Source organism: Bacillus sp. PK6-025, assembly GCF_056530265.1.
Genome location: NZ_CP096509.1, coordinates 209,045 through 225,413, shown reverse-complemented (window position 1 = coordinate 225,413; position 16,369 = coordinate 209,045). Strand labels below are relative to the sequence as shown.

Sequence of the window (16,369 nt, the reverse complement as noted above, 5' to 3'; positions counted from 1 at the left end):
CTTGGCTAAAAAAATAAAAGTAGACGACATACGCCCTCCTGGCTCTCTTGTCAATATGGAAATAATAGAGTAAGATGTTATCATTGATTTTGGTCGACCAGATACCGTCGACCCTCAGATGATGCGAAATCAGTTATTCATAAAGGGGAAGAAGCAACATGTTGATTGTGTTGGTTATGTTTTTATTAGGTCTTGTGCTTGGCTTTGTCGGGGCCGGCGGAGCCGGATTCGTCATCGCACTGTTAACGATGATGTTTCACATTCCGATTCATACAGCATTGGGAACATCTCTGGCCGGTATGGCTTTTACGAGCTTATCAGGAACGTACAGCCACTTTCGCGAAGGAAATATCAAGCTAAAAATCGGCTTAACCGTCGGCTGTTTTGCTGCAATAGGATCCTTTGCAGGAGCTAAGCTGACTTCTCTGATACCTTCAAGTTCATTGCACTATATGACCGCAGGAATGTTATTCTTATCGGCCATTCTGATTTTAATCAGATTATTCTTTTTGCAAGAAAAAGAAGCTGACCAGGGAACGAACCTTGCCTTTTGGATCAAGGCCAGTTTATTGGGAATCGTAGCCGGCATCCTGTCCGGAACGTTCGGAATCGGCTCGGCGCCTTTTATTCAAATCGGGTTGATGATGATGCTGAATCTGTCTATTCGCCATTCCGTAGGAACGACGATGCTCGTCATTATTCCGCTCTCGTTAGGCGGTGGGGCGGGCTATATTTCAGAAGGCTTCGTCGATTATGTTCTGTTGGTCAAAATCTTGATCGGTACGATGTGCGGCGCTTATGTCGGAGCTAAATTCACCAATGTCCTGCCGAAAGTCGTCTTGAAATCGGGTTTATTTTTAACTCCCGCCGTTTCAGGGTTCATTCTCTTATTTTAATTAACTTGGAATGGCTATAGCGGGAGATCACGAAGGAACCTGTGGTAAAATACGAAATGAAAACGAATACGAGGATGAGAAGCGTGATTGAAAAACCAAAACCGTTTTATGAACAATCCTACCATGCGATTAAGCGAATGATATTTGAAGGGAAATTAAAGCCCGGTGAACGAATCGCCGAAGCGAAGTTAGCTAAGGAGCTCGGCGTCAGCAAAAGCCCTTTAAGAGAAGCGATCAGAGTTCTGGAAAAAGAGGGGCTCATCGTCATCGACTCAAGAGTGAAGGTCTATCAGCCGACAATCAAGGACGTTGAAGAAATCTATTTTTGCAGAACGGCGCTTGAATCATTCGCTGCGGGATTGACGGCAAGAATTGCAACGGCAGAGGAACTGAAAACGATTGAAGACGTTTTGCAAAAAACGGAGGAAGCCATCCTTCAATCCAAGGATCAAAACACAATTATCCAATTAAATGATACATTTCACGACTTAATTATCCAATATACACGAAACAGTCTATTGCGGAAGCAGCTCAACGATTTGGAAGGATTAATTTATTATTTCCGCATTTTGAATTTTGAAGGAGAAAAACGGGCTGAAGCCATTTTGGAGCAGCATCGGGAAATTTTCCGCCATATGAAACAAAGAGACGACGAGCAGGCATCAAAAGCGATGATTCGCCACCTTAAGCTTGATCTTGACCACTTAGTCGAAGTACTGTCTCACCGCGGGGAAAAATGATAAAGAGGGCTGCCTGTCTTAAGGCGCCCTCTCCTTTTTTTAATAGAAAGAAACAAATTCATTAACCGGCTTGCGATATCCTCTCAAGCGTCGGCTGCTTTCTTTTTCTTTGCCGATCGTAATCATGAGGACGATTTCATGTGTATCCGGGATCTCTAGCAACTCGCGGACCTGATCGCTGTCAAATCCGATCATTGGGCATGTGTCCCACCCCCGGTTTTTGGCGGCAAGCATAAACATCATCGCAGAAAGAGAAGCATTGCGAATCGCTTCTTCCTTCATGAATGGCTCCCCGCGCGTCTCGTAAAATTGGGTATTGTTTTCAACCATTTCCTGCAGCTCAAAGTCCTTAATAATTCCTAAATCCCTCATGCCTTCGTTGATTTTTTCCGTTTGCCGGTAGGCGTAGCGGTCTCCCGTCACTAAAATCACGGCAGAGGCTGAATGTACTTTATATTGGCCGCTCGCAGCTTCCCTGATTTTTTCTTTTAAATCCTTCTCCAATACCACTTTATACTCTGCGTGCTGCAAATTGAACGCTGAAGGCGCTAGCTTGATATCCTCAAAGATAGGCTCCAAATCTTTCACCGTAATTTGAACATCTTCCAGAAAATTATTTGCAGAGTGACGCGTTTCGATAAGCTCGTTAAATTCCATTTTCAAAAAACTCCATTCATCTATCCTTTTGCATCAATATCCTTACTTTTATGATCGGCGATAAGCTACCTATTGTTTAGCGACGCTCACATGAACCAAAGAGAACGCGGCGTGGTGTCGGGCTTCTGTCGATAGACATGCTCAAATGTCTTGTGACCGGCGTCATAGCAGCTTCTGTCACCACATTAATTTTTCCTTCGAACCTTCTATACTCAGCAATCAACCATGCTACGCCAAAATCAAAATGCTATAATTGAGAAAAAATGTGAAAGAAAGCAGCGTGTGAACTATGAAACTATCCTTTTTGCCCAGTAACACTTTTATCGATCCGAACGGACAGAATATTAAGGAAATATCGATTCTTGTTGATCAAATCGTCAAATTTGTCATTAAGCACGCAAGCAACGCCGGAAATCACCGCACTTTGCCTTCTCCGGAATCATCACATTACGGCGATATACCCGAGACCGGAATCGAATTAGAAGAGCTCTTAAAAAAGTTGCAGGCGATTGTAAAAAACTCCATGAATCCTCTAGGCCCGAATTATATGGGGCATATGGATTCCATACCGACTCTAATGTCTTGTCTGGGCGAATTCGTCAGCACTTCAATCAATAACAATATGCTGAGCCTTGAAATGTCGCCTGTCTTTTCGAAGATGGAAGTACAGCTTTTGGGCACCATTGCCCGTATGTTTGGATATGACGACAACTCAGGAGGTGTGATGACAAGCGGCGGAAGCCTCGCGAATCTTCAAGCGCTCGCAGCAGCACGAAACGATCAATTGAAGGTAAAGGAATCGGGGTTATTCGGTCTTTCCGGACAGCCGGTCGTCTTTGCTTCAGACGTCAGCCATACTTCCCTGCATAAAGCAGCGATGCTGTTGGGACTGGGTACCTCCAGCGTAATCCCGGTGAAAAGCAGCAGCGATTCGAAAATGGATCTTGACGATTTAAGAAAGAAAATCAAGCAGGCAAAAAATGAAGGCAAGATTCCTTTTGCAATTGCAGCCACGGCCGGAACGACAGTCACAGGAAGCATCGACCCCATTCGATCGATCGCTGACATCGCAAAGGAAAACGGATTATGGCTGCATGTCGACGCGGCATACGGAGGAGCACTCATTTTTTCAGAAACTTACCGCGATAAGCTGAACGGAATCGAAATGGCAGATTCCATCACATTCAATCCGCAAAAATGGATGTACATTGCGAAGACTTGTGCAATGGTTTTATTCAAAAATCACGGCGTTTTGGAAACCGGTTTTCGCATTTCCGCCCCTTATATGAATGAAACAGCCTTTGCTAACTTGGGCGAAATCAGTGTTCAGGGCACGCGGCATGCGGATATCCTAAAGTTATATTTATCGCTTCAGCACATTGGATTAAAAGGCTACAGGGAGCTGTTGCATGAAAGCCTCGCATTAAAAGACGAGTTTACCAAGCGGGTGAAACAGCGCCATTATCTCGAACTGTCCAGCGAGCCGGATACAAACGTTGTCTGCTTTAGAGGCATCCCGCATCACCTTGATGAAGCTCAATGGGATAACTGGAATCTCGAATTGCAGCAGTTTTTGTTGAATGAAGAAAACGTCTTCTTTTCATTGCCTGCATATAGGGGAAACCGCTGGCTCCGTGCCGTTTTGTTAAATCCTTTTATCTCTAATACCCTTATTCAAAGGGTCTTTGAAAAAATTGATCAGTTTTATGATCAGGGGATATCGTGTTAAATGAATAAACAGACTTTGAAAAGGAGGAGAAATATGACAAAGAAAATTGGCACAGAAGAAGCCATTCAAAGATGGAATCGATTTGCCGATGCGTATGCCGCCAATCATACCGAACTTGGAGACATCCACAAAGAAGTGTTTTTAAATCCTGCTATTTTTTCTCTCATTGAAACGGTAAAGAATCAACGTGTGCTCGATGCCGGGTGCGGTGAAGGGTATTTCAGCAGGCTGCTGGCCAAGGCCGGAGCCAATGTAACGGCTGTCGATTACTCGCCGAGAATGATCGACATTGCCAAGGAAAGAACGCCGGATGATTTGCCGATTGAGTATCAGCACGGGAACTGTGAAGACCTGAATATGTTAGAAGACAAAAGCTTTGATTTAATTATATCGAATATGGTCATGCAAGACCTTGCGGATTATGAAAAAGCGTTTCAGGGAATGCATCGGCTGCTGACAGACCGCGGATTTTTTATTTTTTCAATTTTGCATCCCTGCTTCATTACGCCGGAAAGCGGCTGGGAAAAAACAAAAGACGGAAAAAAACTGCATTGGAATGTAGACCGGTATTTTTATGAAGGTACATACGAACAAAAGCTTGGCGATCGGGAGAATATGCTGTTCTTCCATAGAACCTTGACGAGCTATATTAACACTTTGAGGAAAACGGGCTTCATGCTCGAAAGCATAGTAGAACCAAAGCCATCAGAAGAAATACTGAAAAAATATCCGTCATTTGCAGAAGATTTCAGATGTCCTGATTTTATCGTTTTTAAATTAAAAAAACGTTAAAAGCAAGAATTTGAAACAAGAACGATTATAAGGAAAAAGTATTTATTTATTTTTCTTTTGCAAACTTCAAAAACAAGAAAAATATAACGATTACGATGCAATAATTCAATGGATTTTTAAAAATATTCATATTTAATGATATTTGCAACAAAATCCACAATATAAAAATTACGATTATAGAAGGTAATATTAACTTATTCATATGGAATCACCTTTATATATATCAGATTAAATTACGAGGGATTTCTCTTTCCCTCGTTATTTTTTTAAACAGTTAATCAAAGCAAGATGCTGCAGCACCAGTCAATCCTCCACCGACGCCACCAACAATAGTTCCTACAAGGCCTGCACTAACCGTTCCAACAATCGGTATCGTTACAGTACCAACAGCTGCTCCTGCTAATCCCCCTGTACCTGCGCCTGTAACAGCTCCTCCAGATGTTCCAAGTACACATTTTGCAACTGATTGTGTTCTGAACATATTGCTGCTATTTCTTTTTATCACCTTTACTAATAGTCCATTATCGTTTTTTTCATATTCTAAATCTACCGGATTATCATTTTTGTCGACAGTACGACTTGGCAATGTCTCTTTTTTGCCAGTGATACTATCAATCACGGTTACATCACCATTTGAATTCATAACAACTTCAGAATGATAAAATGTTAATTCAAGTTCACTGTCATTCATTTTTTTAATTGTTCCTAAACTTTTAGATTCTTCAGCATTAGCCTCAGAAACTGAATTCATAGATAAAATAAATAATAGAGTGAAAGCTGCTAAAAATGTTACCAATTTTTTCATAAAGAAGCTCCTTCCCAATGTCCAAAGCATAAATTAACATAAAAATTAAATAGCTTCCATGGGATTTCAAAAGAAAACTACAAAAATGAACCCTTTTTATTACTATTTGGTGTTAAATTCCTCTAATGAAGTCTTTATTTCTATTTTTATAGAGGAGCCTATTCTCCCTTTGTTATACCAAAATTCCCCTCTATTAAAAATCAAAAATTCGCCATCTCGTCATATTCCATACATTTAAGGCAAGAACGGGATTCCGTTGACCAAGTCTGGAGCTTCTGTAACAGCTGTCGATGCGTTACCGGGAATAGAAAGGCACGCCAAATGATTTGCCGATTGAGTATCAGGATGGGCGCTGTGAAGACTTGAATATTAAAATAAGCATGACGAGCGATATCAACACTTTGATGAAACCAGGCTTCATGCTGTAAGGCTTAATAGAACCAAAGCCAGCAGAAGAGATGCTGAAAAAAATTCGTCATTTGCAGAAGATTTCAGATGTCCTGATTTTATCGTTTTTAAATTGCAAAAGAGCTGAAGCGGAGCTGTTGCCAGTTTCGGCAACGGCCCTCAAACATTTTTTGATGAGAAGGAATTCTATTTAAGGATGGCCTGCCACGGTTTCATTAAATGTCTTTTCTAAGTGGATGCATTTTCTACAAAACAAAGAATCGCCCTTAGAAATTAAGGGCGAGCTTCTATAATTAATGATTTTCCGGTATTTCCAAACTCCAATTTATCTTGTGCTTTATGCTTTCTAAGAATATGTTCGACAGCATCTGTGGCCGCCTGTAAAGCTTCTATTTTGGAGCCGTACATTTTGTCCGAACTCACAGACACCTGCGGACAATCATTTTGAAAAATCGAACGAAAGGTCAGGCCCAAATCTCTCATTTCTTTCAATTTGAAAAGAAAAGGATGCATTTTCTCCTGGAACATCCATGATTTGAATTTCAGCAGCAGGGACTGAAAATCCGTTTTTTCCAGTTTGCAAACGACACTCCCTACATGGTCATGCTTTAACGGATAATCTGACATTTCCCGCACCGCCTTTTCCGCCATTGATTTGCAAGCTTGATAATGGGTTACTTTAGATTTCTTTTTGTAATCGGAGAGACAATAAATCTTGCAGTAGAATTCTCGCTCCTTCAGGGCTTAACACAATCCCGCCTGATAAAATTTTATTATTATCCGACACCGTGCCGGTAACAAAACACGCTTTGCCTTCTAAATATTTGCGCAATATGACTTTTTCATCTTCAACAAATATCTCTATTGAATCTTGTTCGTTAATTTTCAATACTTTTCTTATCCTTTTAGGTAAGACAATTCTCCCCAGGTCATCCATTTTCCTAATAAATGCTCCTTTTTCCAAAAAACATCCTCCCTATCTTTTTTGAATTTTCCTGTATAAAACTCAGGCAGAATGATTTTTCAGATAAATTCCGAAGGCATTAACACCTTAGCTGCATATAAATCAATTTTTCCGCAGCCGGCACATACGACAGCGACGGAAGGAATCGCTTCAGGCCTAACATTCAAAACAGAAGAATAATCTTGCAGATCCAGCCTTACATATGGGTCTATTATGATCGCTTCATCATGATTGCAATTTGTGCAGGGTTTTATAAGACCTTTCTTTATCATTGCTTTTTTTATTCTGCTTTTTAATTGTTCCATATCTTTCACCTCTAACCTGAAAGGCTGATTAATACCAGCAGCGAAAACGAGCATAACTACATCAAATCATAATTCTTCATCTACAGCCAACAGGTTGTACATGTTTCGCTGTAACCCATCAAAAACCTCATCGAAAGAACGGTATGTAAATCGAATTTTTCGATTTAAATAAGTCGCAGAGATTCCTGCGACTTATGATCAAACTCTTTTTCCATAAATGATGTACCGTTTCGGGGCATTGCCGATATACGAAAAGGGATAGCAAGTCGTAAGAATGAGCTCCTCTTTGTCATGCTGCAGCGTAATAATAGATGTATCATTTTTATCTACGATTTTTGTCTTTTCAATTTTATATGAAAAGCTTCCATAAGGCAGCAAAATCTTCAATCGATCCCCTCTTTTTAGTTCACCCGTTCGCCGAAAGACTGTATCCCGATGGCCCGACAAAACAATTTGACCATTATCATTTGGATAGTAGCTGCCTTTATAGTGCCCGACTCCTTTTTCCAAGTCATCGGCATCCGTTCCCTCCACAATCGGAAGCTCTGCGTGGATTTTTGGAATCTCCAGAATACCGGCTGCTTCGCCGAACTTGGGTTTGAACCGGTCTCGATCTGCTTTTTGAGGATGCTCGATTGCGAGTTTAGCTGCTTCTAATGTTTGCTCCGTCTTTTTGCTGGTATCCATCACCTTCCAGACACCATAGCCAATAAGGACGAGTCCGGCTGCAATGATGAGGATAGGAAGATTCTTTTTCACGACAGAGATTAGACACTTCTCTTTCTTCTCAAGTACCAAATGGCCGATCCAACCAACAGCAATCCTAAGCCGACAAGAATCAGATTAAATGTATTTGTAGCAGTATCCGGAAGCTCATGTACTCCGCCTGTCTTCTTAGCTTTATCTTTCGGTTCAGATGGACTTGGCTTTTCTGGTTTTTCAGGCTCTCCTTGGTTATTAGGCTCGGGATCCTTCGGTTCAACCGTAATGTCTGTTCCCGGTTTATCCGGTGTATCGATATTTCCCCCGTCCACAGATGCAACGTTTTTAATCGTTTTGCCCGCATAGCCGGACTCGATTTTCGCTTGGAATGTCACCGTTCTCCATTCGGTATCGCTTACATCTCCAAAGTTCGCTGTAACCTTGCCGTCTGCAAATGTACCTTTACCACCATGGCTCACTTTTAGGCTGCCTTTTACATATGACAAGCCGGCTGGAAGCTTGTCTGAGATGACCAGGTTTTCAACTTTGCTGTCTGTTACCGTATTGCGGGTTTTAATCGTGTAGACCACCGTGTCGCCCGCTTCATACTTTTCCTTATCAGAATCTAGGTTTTTCGCTGTTTTCTCAGATTCTAAAATTGGATCACGCGGATACACTTTCACTTCATGGCTCGGCTTGTCAGGTTTGTCAACATTGCCGCCGCCGATCGTCGCTGTATTGACAATGTCTTTGCCTGTTTGACCCGCTTTGACTTTCACTTCGAAGGTCACGGTATGCCATTTCGTGTCGGCGACATCGCCAAATTGGCCCGCAACCGTTCCGTCTTCATAATGGCCTTGATCATCGTCTTGGTCGTCGCTTACTGCAGTGCCGTCTACTTTCAATGTACCTGGGATATATTCAAGGCCTTCTGGTAGCGCATCCGTAATCGTAAGGTTTTTCACCAGGCTGTCTTCAATTGTGTTTCGCGTCTCGATCGTGTAAAGAAGCGTGTCTCCGACTTCAGGGTGATCCGCATCGGTGTTCCCTTCAGCTTTTTCTTGAAGGTTTGCCGTTTTCTTTGATTCAAGCTTAGGATCTTTTGGATCGACTTTGATGTCCGTTCCCGGTTTATCAGGATCATCGATGTTTCCGCCGTCAACGGTTGCCACGTTTTTAATCGTTTTACCAATATAGCCGGACTCGATTTTCGCCTGGAACGTCACAGTTCGCCACTCCGTGTCGGTGACATTGCCGAAGTTTGCTGTGATCTTGCCGTCTTCAAATGTCGCTTCGCCGCCGTTGCTCGCTTTTATGCTGCCTTCGACATATGTCAGGCCGGCTGGGAGTTCGTCCGAAATCGTCAAGTTTTCTACCAGGCTCTCTGTTACCGTATTGCGGGTTTTAATTGTGTAGACAACCGTGTCGCCCGCTTCATACTTGTCTTTATTTGAATCCAGGTTTTTCGCTGTTTTCTCAGATTTTAAAATTGGATCACGCGGATACACTTTCACTTCATGGCTCGGCTTGTCAGGTTTGTCAACATTGCCGCCGCTGATCGTCGCTGTATTGACAATGTCTTTGCCCGCTTGGCCGGACCTAACTTTCACTTCAAATGTTACGGTATGCAACTTCGTGTCCGTGACATCGCCAAATTCCCCTGAAACTTTTCCGTCTCCATAATGCCCTTGATCATCGTCTTGAGCGTCTGTCACCGCAGTGCCGTCCACTTTCAATGTACCTGGAACATATTCAAGGCCTTCCGGAATGGCGTCGGAAATGGTGAGGTTTTTGACAAGGCTGTCTTCAACCTTGTTTTGGGTCTGGATCGTGTAAAGAAGCGTGTCCCCGACTTCAGGGTGATCCGCATCGGTGTTCCCTTCAGCTTTTTCTTGAAGGCTAGCCGTTTTCTTTGAGTCAAGCTTTGGCTTTTTCGGATCAACTTTGATGTCTGTTCCCGGCTTGTCAGGATCATCGATGTTTCCGCCGTCAACGGTTGCCACGTTTTTAATCGTTTTGCCTATATAGCCGGACTCGATTTTCGCTTGGAACGTCACAGTTCGCCACTCTGTGTCGGTGACGTCACCGAAATTCGCCGTGATCTTTCCATTTTCAATTTTCGCTTCGCCGCCGTTGCTCGCTTTTATGCTGCCTTCGACATATGTCAGGCCGGCTGGAAGTTCGTCGGAAATGACGAGATTTTCTATCGTACTTTCAGTTATCTTATTGCGTGTCTTAATCGTGTAGACGACCGTGTCGCCCACTTCAAATATATCCTTGTCCGAATCGAGGTTCTTTGCCGTTTTCTCAGATTCTAAAACTGGATCACGCGGATAGACTTTCACTTCATGATTCGGCTTATTAGGCTTGTCAACATTATCGCCGCCGGCGGTTGCCGTGTTGACAATATCTTTCCCTGCTTGGCCAGGCTGCACCTTCACTTCAAATGTCACATGATGCCATTCCATATCGGTGATATCGCCGAATTGGCCGTTTACTGTGCCATCTGTATAATCGCCCTGATCATCGCCCTGTGCGTCAGTTACCGCTTTACCGTCCACTTTCAATGTCCCCGGAACATATTCAAGTCCTTCCGGAATCGCGTCTGAGATCGTAAGATTTTTTATGAGACTGTCTTCAGAAATATTTCGGGTCTGAATCGTATACAGAAGCGTGTCCCCGACTTCAGGATGGTCTGCGTCTGTATTTCCTTCAGCTTTTTCCTGAATGGACGCGGTTTTCTTCGATTCGAGCTCCGGATTACGCGGATACACTTTCACTTCGTTGTTCGGCTTATCCGGATCATTGATATTGTCTCCGTCTACGTTTGCCGTGTTGACAATATCCTTACCGGATTGGCCGGACTTTACCTTCGCCTGGAATGTCACGGTGTGCCATTCGGTGTCCGTTACATTGCCAAACTGGCCTGTCGCTTTTCCTTCGGCGTAATGGCCTTGATCACCGTCTTGGGCATCGCTTACCGCTTTACCGTCCACTTTTAAAGTATCCGGGACATATTCCAAACCTTCCGGAATCGCGTCTGAAATGGTGAGATTTTTTACAATACTGTCTTCAGAGGTATTTCGGGTCTGAATCGTGTACAGAAGCGTATCTCCCACTTCCGGATGGTCGGCATCTGTGTTGCCGTCCCCTTTTTGTTGTATGGATGAGGTTTTCTTTGATTCAAGCTTGGGTTCATTAAAGATGATCGGCGTCGTTACTTCATTTGATTCCGTTTGTTCATCTTTTTTCGTTAATAAATTGTCGTAGTTAATTTGCGCCTTGTTATTGACTTTTGTAACGTCGTAGTCCGTTAGCGTTTTCACTTTAAATTCAACAGTGACTCCATTAGGCAAGTCGGTCGTATTTGGCAAATTACCTAGCTTGACGTTTACCTTGCTGCCGTCAAAATGGCCTTCGTCACTGTCTGATGCATCAGTTAGATTTTTTGTCGTCGAACCTTTGATCAATTTTAACGATCCAGGGACATATTCCGTTCCCTCCGGGATAAGATCGGTGAAGTTTGCATTTGCAGCGATGTCTCCGCCTTCGTTTTTGACTTGAACCGAGTACGTCAGCTCATCGCCGGCGTGCACCTCTCCCTGCGGAGAAACCGTTTTATTGGCAGTTATACACGGTTCTGTGCCCAAGAAGATATCATCCAAAAAGTTCCCGGCTCCTAAGCTTCCGCCGGCGGAACTCACTGCCTCAAAGCCGAATCGTGTTGTCGTCTGTCCAGCTGGAACGGTATAAGAACCAGTATGAGTCCCCCATGCTGCTCTCCCATCAGACAGTTGTTTTTGGACCACGGTATCGTACGGGTTATTAGTCGCTGCCCCAATGCGAACCTGCATGGTGTCAACGCCTTGCCTTCCCATATGGGACAAGCGCCAGTAGATGGTTTGACCAGGCGTTGTCTTCACATCTTGATACAGCATGCCGTTTTCAAAAGCGTTCAATTCAGCCCACCTGTTTCCATCAGGAGGTGCAGGCCAATTTTTCACCGTTGAAGGGAGATTCTCTGCGTAATTCCATATTTCAATCACTTTATAACCAACGGCTTCGTCAGTTGTCTTCCAGCCTGGAACTTCAGATTCGTAAAAAAAATAACCTGAATTATTATATGCAGTTCCTCTGGCAGCACCTTGCTCAAAGCTGCCGTTAATCAGCGCTACCGGAGCTGGGCAAGGATTTTCTGCCGCTTGGGTTGCTTCCGTACTTTCCTCCGCATGCACCTGATTAGGCAAAACAGCAGCCGACAGATTGCTTGCGATTAATAGCAAGATTGCAAAAAACATTAGACATTTTCTGAGCTTCAGTTTGTAAGCTTTAGGCAGAAAATTCTTTTGCATCAATTCCTCACTCCAATAGTCATTTTTTCACAGACAATATTTGCTGTAACGGTTGCTGAAATATCATATTTCAACCTAATATTTTCAAATATGTTCTCAATATGACCCTCCTTTCAATAAAAACTTACCAAAATAGTTTTATATTTCACAATATAACAAAATATTGATATTTAAATTCAAATAATCGACAAATTTGTATATTTTTTATCTGTCGATTATTAATAAATGGAAATTATCAAGATGATTTAAGATCATTTTTATGACAGTTTATGAAACTATATTATTTTGAGAGTCTTGAATCCGAGCTAAATCTTATGACTAATCCGAGGCATGAACATTTGAGCTGACAAAGAGCTGTATCTTTCCTCCGCGATACTCGTTCCCAATTAAAAATCTTCCTTCTCTGTAAACCAATAGTACCAAGAAGAATGAAAACACTGAATGTGACGATACACTCAAATTTCGCAAACCGAATCAAAGCCAAGGAGCATCCAATATATAGTTTTTTTACCAATCCTATCTTTGTCTCTTCTTAGCTTTTTTTCATTCTTCAAGTCGGGTTCGCAATTCAGATGCTTTACATCTCATCAAAGATATTTGCTAATAATCGGGTTCATAAATTTCCAATTTTCCGGTTCATCATTTGTCTTTTTATGAAAATATTTGGTTCGTTTTATGAAAAAATGATAAGGGTCGTTTTTTAAATTTTTTTTGAAAACTGTGCATAATCTTGTCCAAGGAGGGAATGAAAAGAGGGGCCATGAAAAGGTTTTGAGTATTTTGCGGTTATTTTTACAATCAAAGATGCGAGGAAGTGCTGTTGTGCTTCCAAAACGTCTAATCGCGAAAAAAAGCCGATGCTCGTCAGCATCGGCTATTCGACTAGTATCTCTATGGCAAAATCAACAAAGCTGCAAAGTCGTTCGGTAACTTCACTTTGCTTCTGCTTTAAATTGGCTCAAATTTTAATGGGGATACAATAGAAATCAAAACAAACCCCTCATAAGCTATGAGAATGAAAAAACACCTTTCACAATGCCTAGGGAACTTTTAATCCCATATGCCATTACATCCGGATTGGATGTTCAACAATAAAGCTGATCCAGCCTTCTTTATACTCCGCATGGATATGACCATGGTGAAGTTCTACAATTCTTTTTGATATAGCAAGCCCAAGTCCGGTTCCTTGATTATCTGTTCTAGCCTTATCCCCATGAAAAGCCGTTCAAACAATTTGTTTATATTGTTAACAGGGAATTGATCAACTTTGTTTGATACTTTTCCAGGGGATTAAGGAGATTGGGGCAAGTAAAACATCTTTATTTTTCAACCTTGTTCCCGTTGTAACGATGATTATTTCATTTGCCGTTGGAACACCGATAAAGGTATTTCAAGTTATTGTCTTTGTTAGTTATATTAGGTGTTTTAAATGCTTCGGGGATAATACGTACAATTTTAAAGAACAGTCAGCTGTATAAAGAAACAGGGATTATTTTTGAAAAAATGTGTTAAGTTAAATATACACTAATTATAGGAAGAAGGTGATCCCATGCCAAACAAAAGTAAACCCAATAGATTAATCGCTGAAAAGTCACCATACTTACTCCAACACGCCCACAACCCCGTTGACTGGTACCCCTGGGGCGAAGAAGCCTTCGAAAAAGCGAAACGCGAAAACAAGCCGGTACTTGTCAGCATCGGTTATTCGACTTGTCATTGGTGCCATGTCATGGCTCATGAAAGCTTCGAAGATGAAGAAGTTGCGAAGCTCCTGAATGAAAAATTCGTCTCTATTAAAGTGGACCGCGAAGAGCGGCCTGATGTGGATTCAATTTATATGACGATCTGCCAGATGATGACGGGGCAGGGCGGCTGGCCGCTGAACGTGTTTTTAACGCCTGATCAGAAGCCGTTTTATGCGGGTACATATTTTCCGAAGACGAGCCGGTTTAACCGGCCGGGATTTGTTGAGGTGGTGAAGCAGCTTTCCGATACTTTTGCGAACAACCGGGAACATGTTGAGGATATTGCTGAAAAAGCCGCCAACAACCTGAGAATCAAAGCGAAAAGCGATGCCGGCGATTCGCTCGGCGAAGACATGTTGAGACGGACGTATCAACAGCTGATCAACAGCTTCGATGCGGCGTACGGCGGTTTCGGAAGCGCACCGAAATTTCCGATCCCCCATATGCTGGCATTTCTGCTTCGCTATCATCAATATAGCGGCGAGGAGAACGCGCTGTACAGTGTGACGAAAACGTTGGACAGCATGGCGAACGGCGGCATTTACGATCATGTCGGCTACGGGTTCGCCCGCTATTCGACAGACGACGAATGGCTCGTTCCCCACTTTGAAAAAATGCTTTACGATAATGCTTTATTGCTGATCGCATATACTGAAGCCTATCAAATCACGAAAAACGAACGGTATAAACAGATTTCCGAGCAGATCATCACATTTGTCCGCCGCGAAATGACCGATGACAGAGGCGCTTTTTATTCAGCGCTTGATGCCGACACAGAAGGCGTGGAAGGCAAATATTATGTGTGGTCAAAAGACGAAGTCCTCGAAACGCTCGGGGATGAACTAGGCGAATTGTATTGCGCTGTTTACAACATCACGCAAGAAGGGAATTTTGAAGGACACAATATCCCAAACTTGATCTACACCAGGCTGGAAAACATCAAGGATGAATTCGCGCTGACAGATGAAGAGCTTCAGAACAAGCTTGAAGAAGCGAGAATAAAACTTTTTGAAAAACGGCAGGAAAGAACGTATCCCCATGTCGACGACAAAGTGCTGACATCTTGGAACGCTCTGATGATCGCGGCTCTTGCCAAAGCGGCGAAAGTCTACAATGCGACCGAATACTTGGAGATGGCGCGAGCTGCAGTCGCGTTCATCGAGAATAAATTGATTCAAGACGGACGCGTCATGGTCCGCTACCGTGACGGCGAGGTGAAACATAAAGGGTTTATCGATGACTACGCCTTCCTGCTGTGGGCCTACATCGAATTGTATGAAGCATCACTTGATTTAACCGATTTGCGAAAAGCCAAAAAGCTCGCAGAGGACATGACGGGGCTGTTCTGGGATGAAGAGCACGGGGGTTTTTATTTTACGGGAAGCGATGCCGAGGCTTTGATCGTGCGGGATAAAGAAGTATACGACGGCGCCCTCCCGTCCGGAAACGGCGTCCTGGCCGTGCAGCTGTCCCGGCTTGGTCGGTTGACCGGCGATTTAACGCTCCATGATCAAGCGGCAAAAATGTTTTCTGCATTCAATGGAGATGTCTCCGCTTATCCGAGCGGCCATACAAACTTTCTCCAAGGCCTGTTGAGCCATGTCATGCCGCAAAAAGAAATCGTTGTGCTCGGAAAGCGCCATGACCCGGACAGACAGAAGATCGTAAGCACTTTGCAGCAGGCTTTCCAGCCGAATTACGCCGTCCTCGCCGCAGAATCGCCTGACGATTTCAAAGGGATTGCCGATTTTGCGGCCGAATACAAAGCAGTCGATAACAAAACGACTGTCTATATTTGTGAAAACTTCGCCTGCAGACAGCCGACGACGAATATAGACGAAGCGCTCGATCAGTTGGTTTAAACGGATGCCATCATGGGAATAACATCTGCAAACACCTAATCAGAAAGGGGTTATGACCATGAAGCAAAAGAATCTGATCTCAGGTCTCGCCGTTGCCGCCGGAGTCACCGCATATATGCTCAAAGACGAAACAAGAAGACAAAAACTGAAATCGCACTTGCAAAGCGTCAAAGAAAAGATCCCTTACTTTTCGGAAAAACACAACGTAGATTCATTCCCGGTTGAAAAAGCAGGCCATCCGTCTCCGCATGATATCGAAGATAACAAAATGGTATCGGAAGGATCCATGTACCCTGTTCAATACTACGATGAAAAGAAAAAATAGCGATGCATGAGCTGTCATATTTATGGCAGCTTTTCTGCTGCCGTGTAAAAACTGCAGGCGGATGATAGATATCAAAAAATCCAAAAA

Annotated in this window: 14 protein-coding genes and 2 pseudogenes; 7 read left to right on the top strand and 9 right to left on the bottom strand. The window is 43.1% G+C overall.

Annotated elements, in window-relative coordinates; all coding sequences use genetic code 11:
- Positions 1–158: 158 nt before the first annotated feature.
- Entirely contained in the window at positions 159–896 is a 738-nt protein-coding gene (locus M1D67_RS01295) for a sulfite exporter TauE/SafE family protein (RefSeq protein WP_035337405.1), read from the top strand.
- A gap of 74 nt (positions 897–970) precedes the next feature.
- Positions 971–1,636, top strand: coding sequence for a GntR family transcriptional regulator (locus M1D67_RS01290; protein ID WP_039073258.1), 666 nt, complete (start codon positions 971–973; stop codon positions 1,634–1,636).
- Between the two features lie 39 nt (positions 1,637–1,675).
- On the opposite strand, the gene M1D67_RS01285 is transcribed toward M1D67_RS01290, so the two are convergent.
- The gene (locus tag M1D67_RS01285; protein WP_020449953.1) at positions 1,676–2,293 is read right to left on the bottom strand and encodes a nitroreductase family protein; all 618 of its coding nucleotides are present in this window, start codon (positions 2,291–2,293) and stop codon (positions 1,676–1,678) included.
- Positions 2,294–2,582: 289 nt separating this feature from the next.
- Here M1D67_RS01285 and M1D67_RS01280 point away from each other — a divergent pair, with 289 nt between their 5' ends.
- Both M1D67_RS01280 and M1D67_RS01275 read left to right on the top strand, forming a co-directional pair.
- Positions 2,583–4,022, top strand: a complete 1,440-nt coding sequence (locus M1D67_RS01280) for a pyridoxal phosphate-dependent decarboxylase family protein (RefSeq protein ID WP_458117721.1) — start codon at positions 2,583–2,585, stop codon at positions 4,020–4,022.
- 33 nt (positions 4,023–4,055) lie between these two features.
- Positions 4,056–4,814: a class I SAM-dependent methyltransferase gene (locus M1D67_RS01275; protein ID WP_458117720.1), complete on the top strand. Its 759-nt coding sequence runs from the start codon at positions 4,056–4,058 to the stop codon at positions 4,812–4,814.
- A gap of 46 nt (positions 4,815–4,860) precedes the next feature.
- On the opposite strand, the gene M1D67_RS01270 is transcribed toward M1D67_RS01275, so the two are convergent.
- The 8 genes and pseudogenes from M1D67_RS01270 to M1D67_RS01235 form a co-directional block, all read right to left on the bottom strand.
- The gene (locus tag M1D67_RS01270) at positions 4,861–5,016 is read right to left on the bottom strand and encodes a hypothetical protein (RefSeq protein ID WP_026580436.1); all 156 of its coding nucleotides are present in this window, start codon (positions 5,014–5,016) and stop codon (positions 4,861–4,863) included.
- 72 nt (positions 5,017–5,088) lie between these two features.
- The gene (locus M1D67_RS01265) at positions 5,089–5,619 is read right to left on the bottom strand and encodes a hypothetical protein (RefSeq protein ID WP_043054026.1); all 531 of its coding nucleotides are present in this window, start codon (positions 5,617–5,619) and stop codon (positions 5,089–5,091) included.
- Between the two features lie 681 nt (positions 5,620–6,300).
- Positions 6,301–6,654: a hypothetical protein gene (locus M1D67_RS01260; RefSeq protein ID WP_458117719.1), complete on the bottom strand. Its 354-nt coding sequence runs from the start codon at positions 6,652–6,654 to the stop codon at positions 6,301–6,303.
- A gap of 52 nt (positions 6,655–6,706) precedes the next feature.
- On the bottom strand, positions 6,707–6,991 hold the full coding sequence (locus M1D67_RS01255) for an AbrB/MazE/SpoVT family DNA-binding domain-containing protein (protein ID WP_280640106.1): 285 nt from the start codon (positions 6,989–6,991) through the stop codon (positions 6,707–6,709).
- A gap of 59 nt (positions 6,992–7,050) precedes the next feature.
- Positions 7,051–7,296: a hypothetical protein gene (locus M1D67_RS01250; protein WP_035337421.1), complete on the bottom strand. Its 246-nt coding sequence runs from the start codon at positions 7,294–7,296 to the stop codon at positions 7,051–7,053.
- A gap of 198 nt (positions 7,297–7,494) precedes the next feature.
- The gene (locus M1D67_RS01245) at positions 7,495–8,055 is read right to left on the bottom strand and encodes a class D sortase (RefSeq protein ID WP_128823272.1); all 561 of its coding nucleotides are present in this window, start codon (positions 8,053–8,055) and stop codon (positions 7,495–7,497) included.
- Positions 8,056–8,063: 8 nt separating this feature from the next.
- Positions 8,064–12,350 (bottom strand): isopeptide-forming domain-containing fimbrial protein, encoded by a 4,287-nt coding sequence (locus M1D67_RS01240; protein WP_479831546.1) that lies wholly within the window; start codon positions 12,348–12,350, stop codon positions 8,064–8,066.
- Positions 12,351–13,416: 1,066 nt separating this feature from the next.
- A pseudogene (locus tag M1D67_RS01235) lies at positions 13,417–13,631 on the bottom strand (ATP-binding protein); the annotation flags it as partial.
- Positions 13,632–13,633: 2 nt separating this feature from the next.
- On the opposite strand from M1D67_RS01235, the pseudogene M1D67_RS01230 reads away from it, so the two are divergent.
- The 3 genes and pseudogenes from M1D67_RS01230 to M1D67_RS01220 form a co-directional block, all read left to right on the top strand.
- A pseudogene (locus M1D67_RS01230) lies at positions 13,634–13,862 on the top strand (EamA family transporter); the annotation flags it as partial.
- 37 nt (positions 13,863–13,899) lie between these two features.
- The gene (locus M1D67_RS01225; protein ID WP_479831545.1) at positions 13,900–15,957 is read left to right on the top strand and encodes a thioredoxin domain-containing protein; all 2,058 of its coding nucleotides are present in this window, start codon (positions 13,900–13,902) and stop codon (positions 15,955–15,957) included.
- A gap of 58 nt (positions 15,958–16,015) precedes the next feature.
- Positions 16,016–16,282: a hypothetical protein gene (locus M1D67_RS01220; protein ID WP_039073125.1), complete on the top strand. Its 267-nt coding sequence runs from the start codon at positions 16,016–16,018 to the stop codon at positions 16,280–16,282.
- The last annotated feature ends 87 nt before the right edge of the window (positions 16,283–16,369 follow it).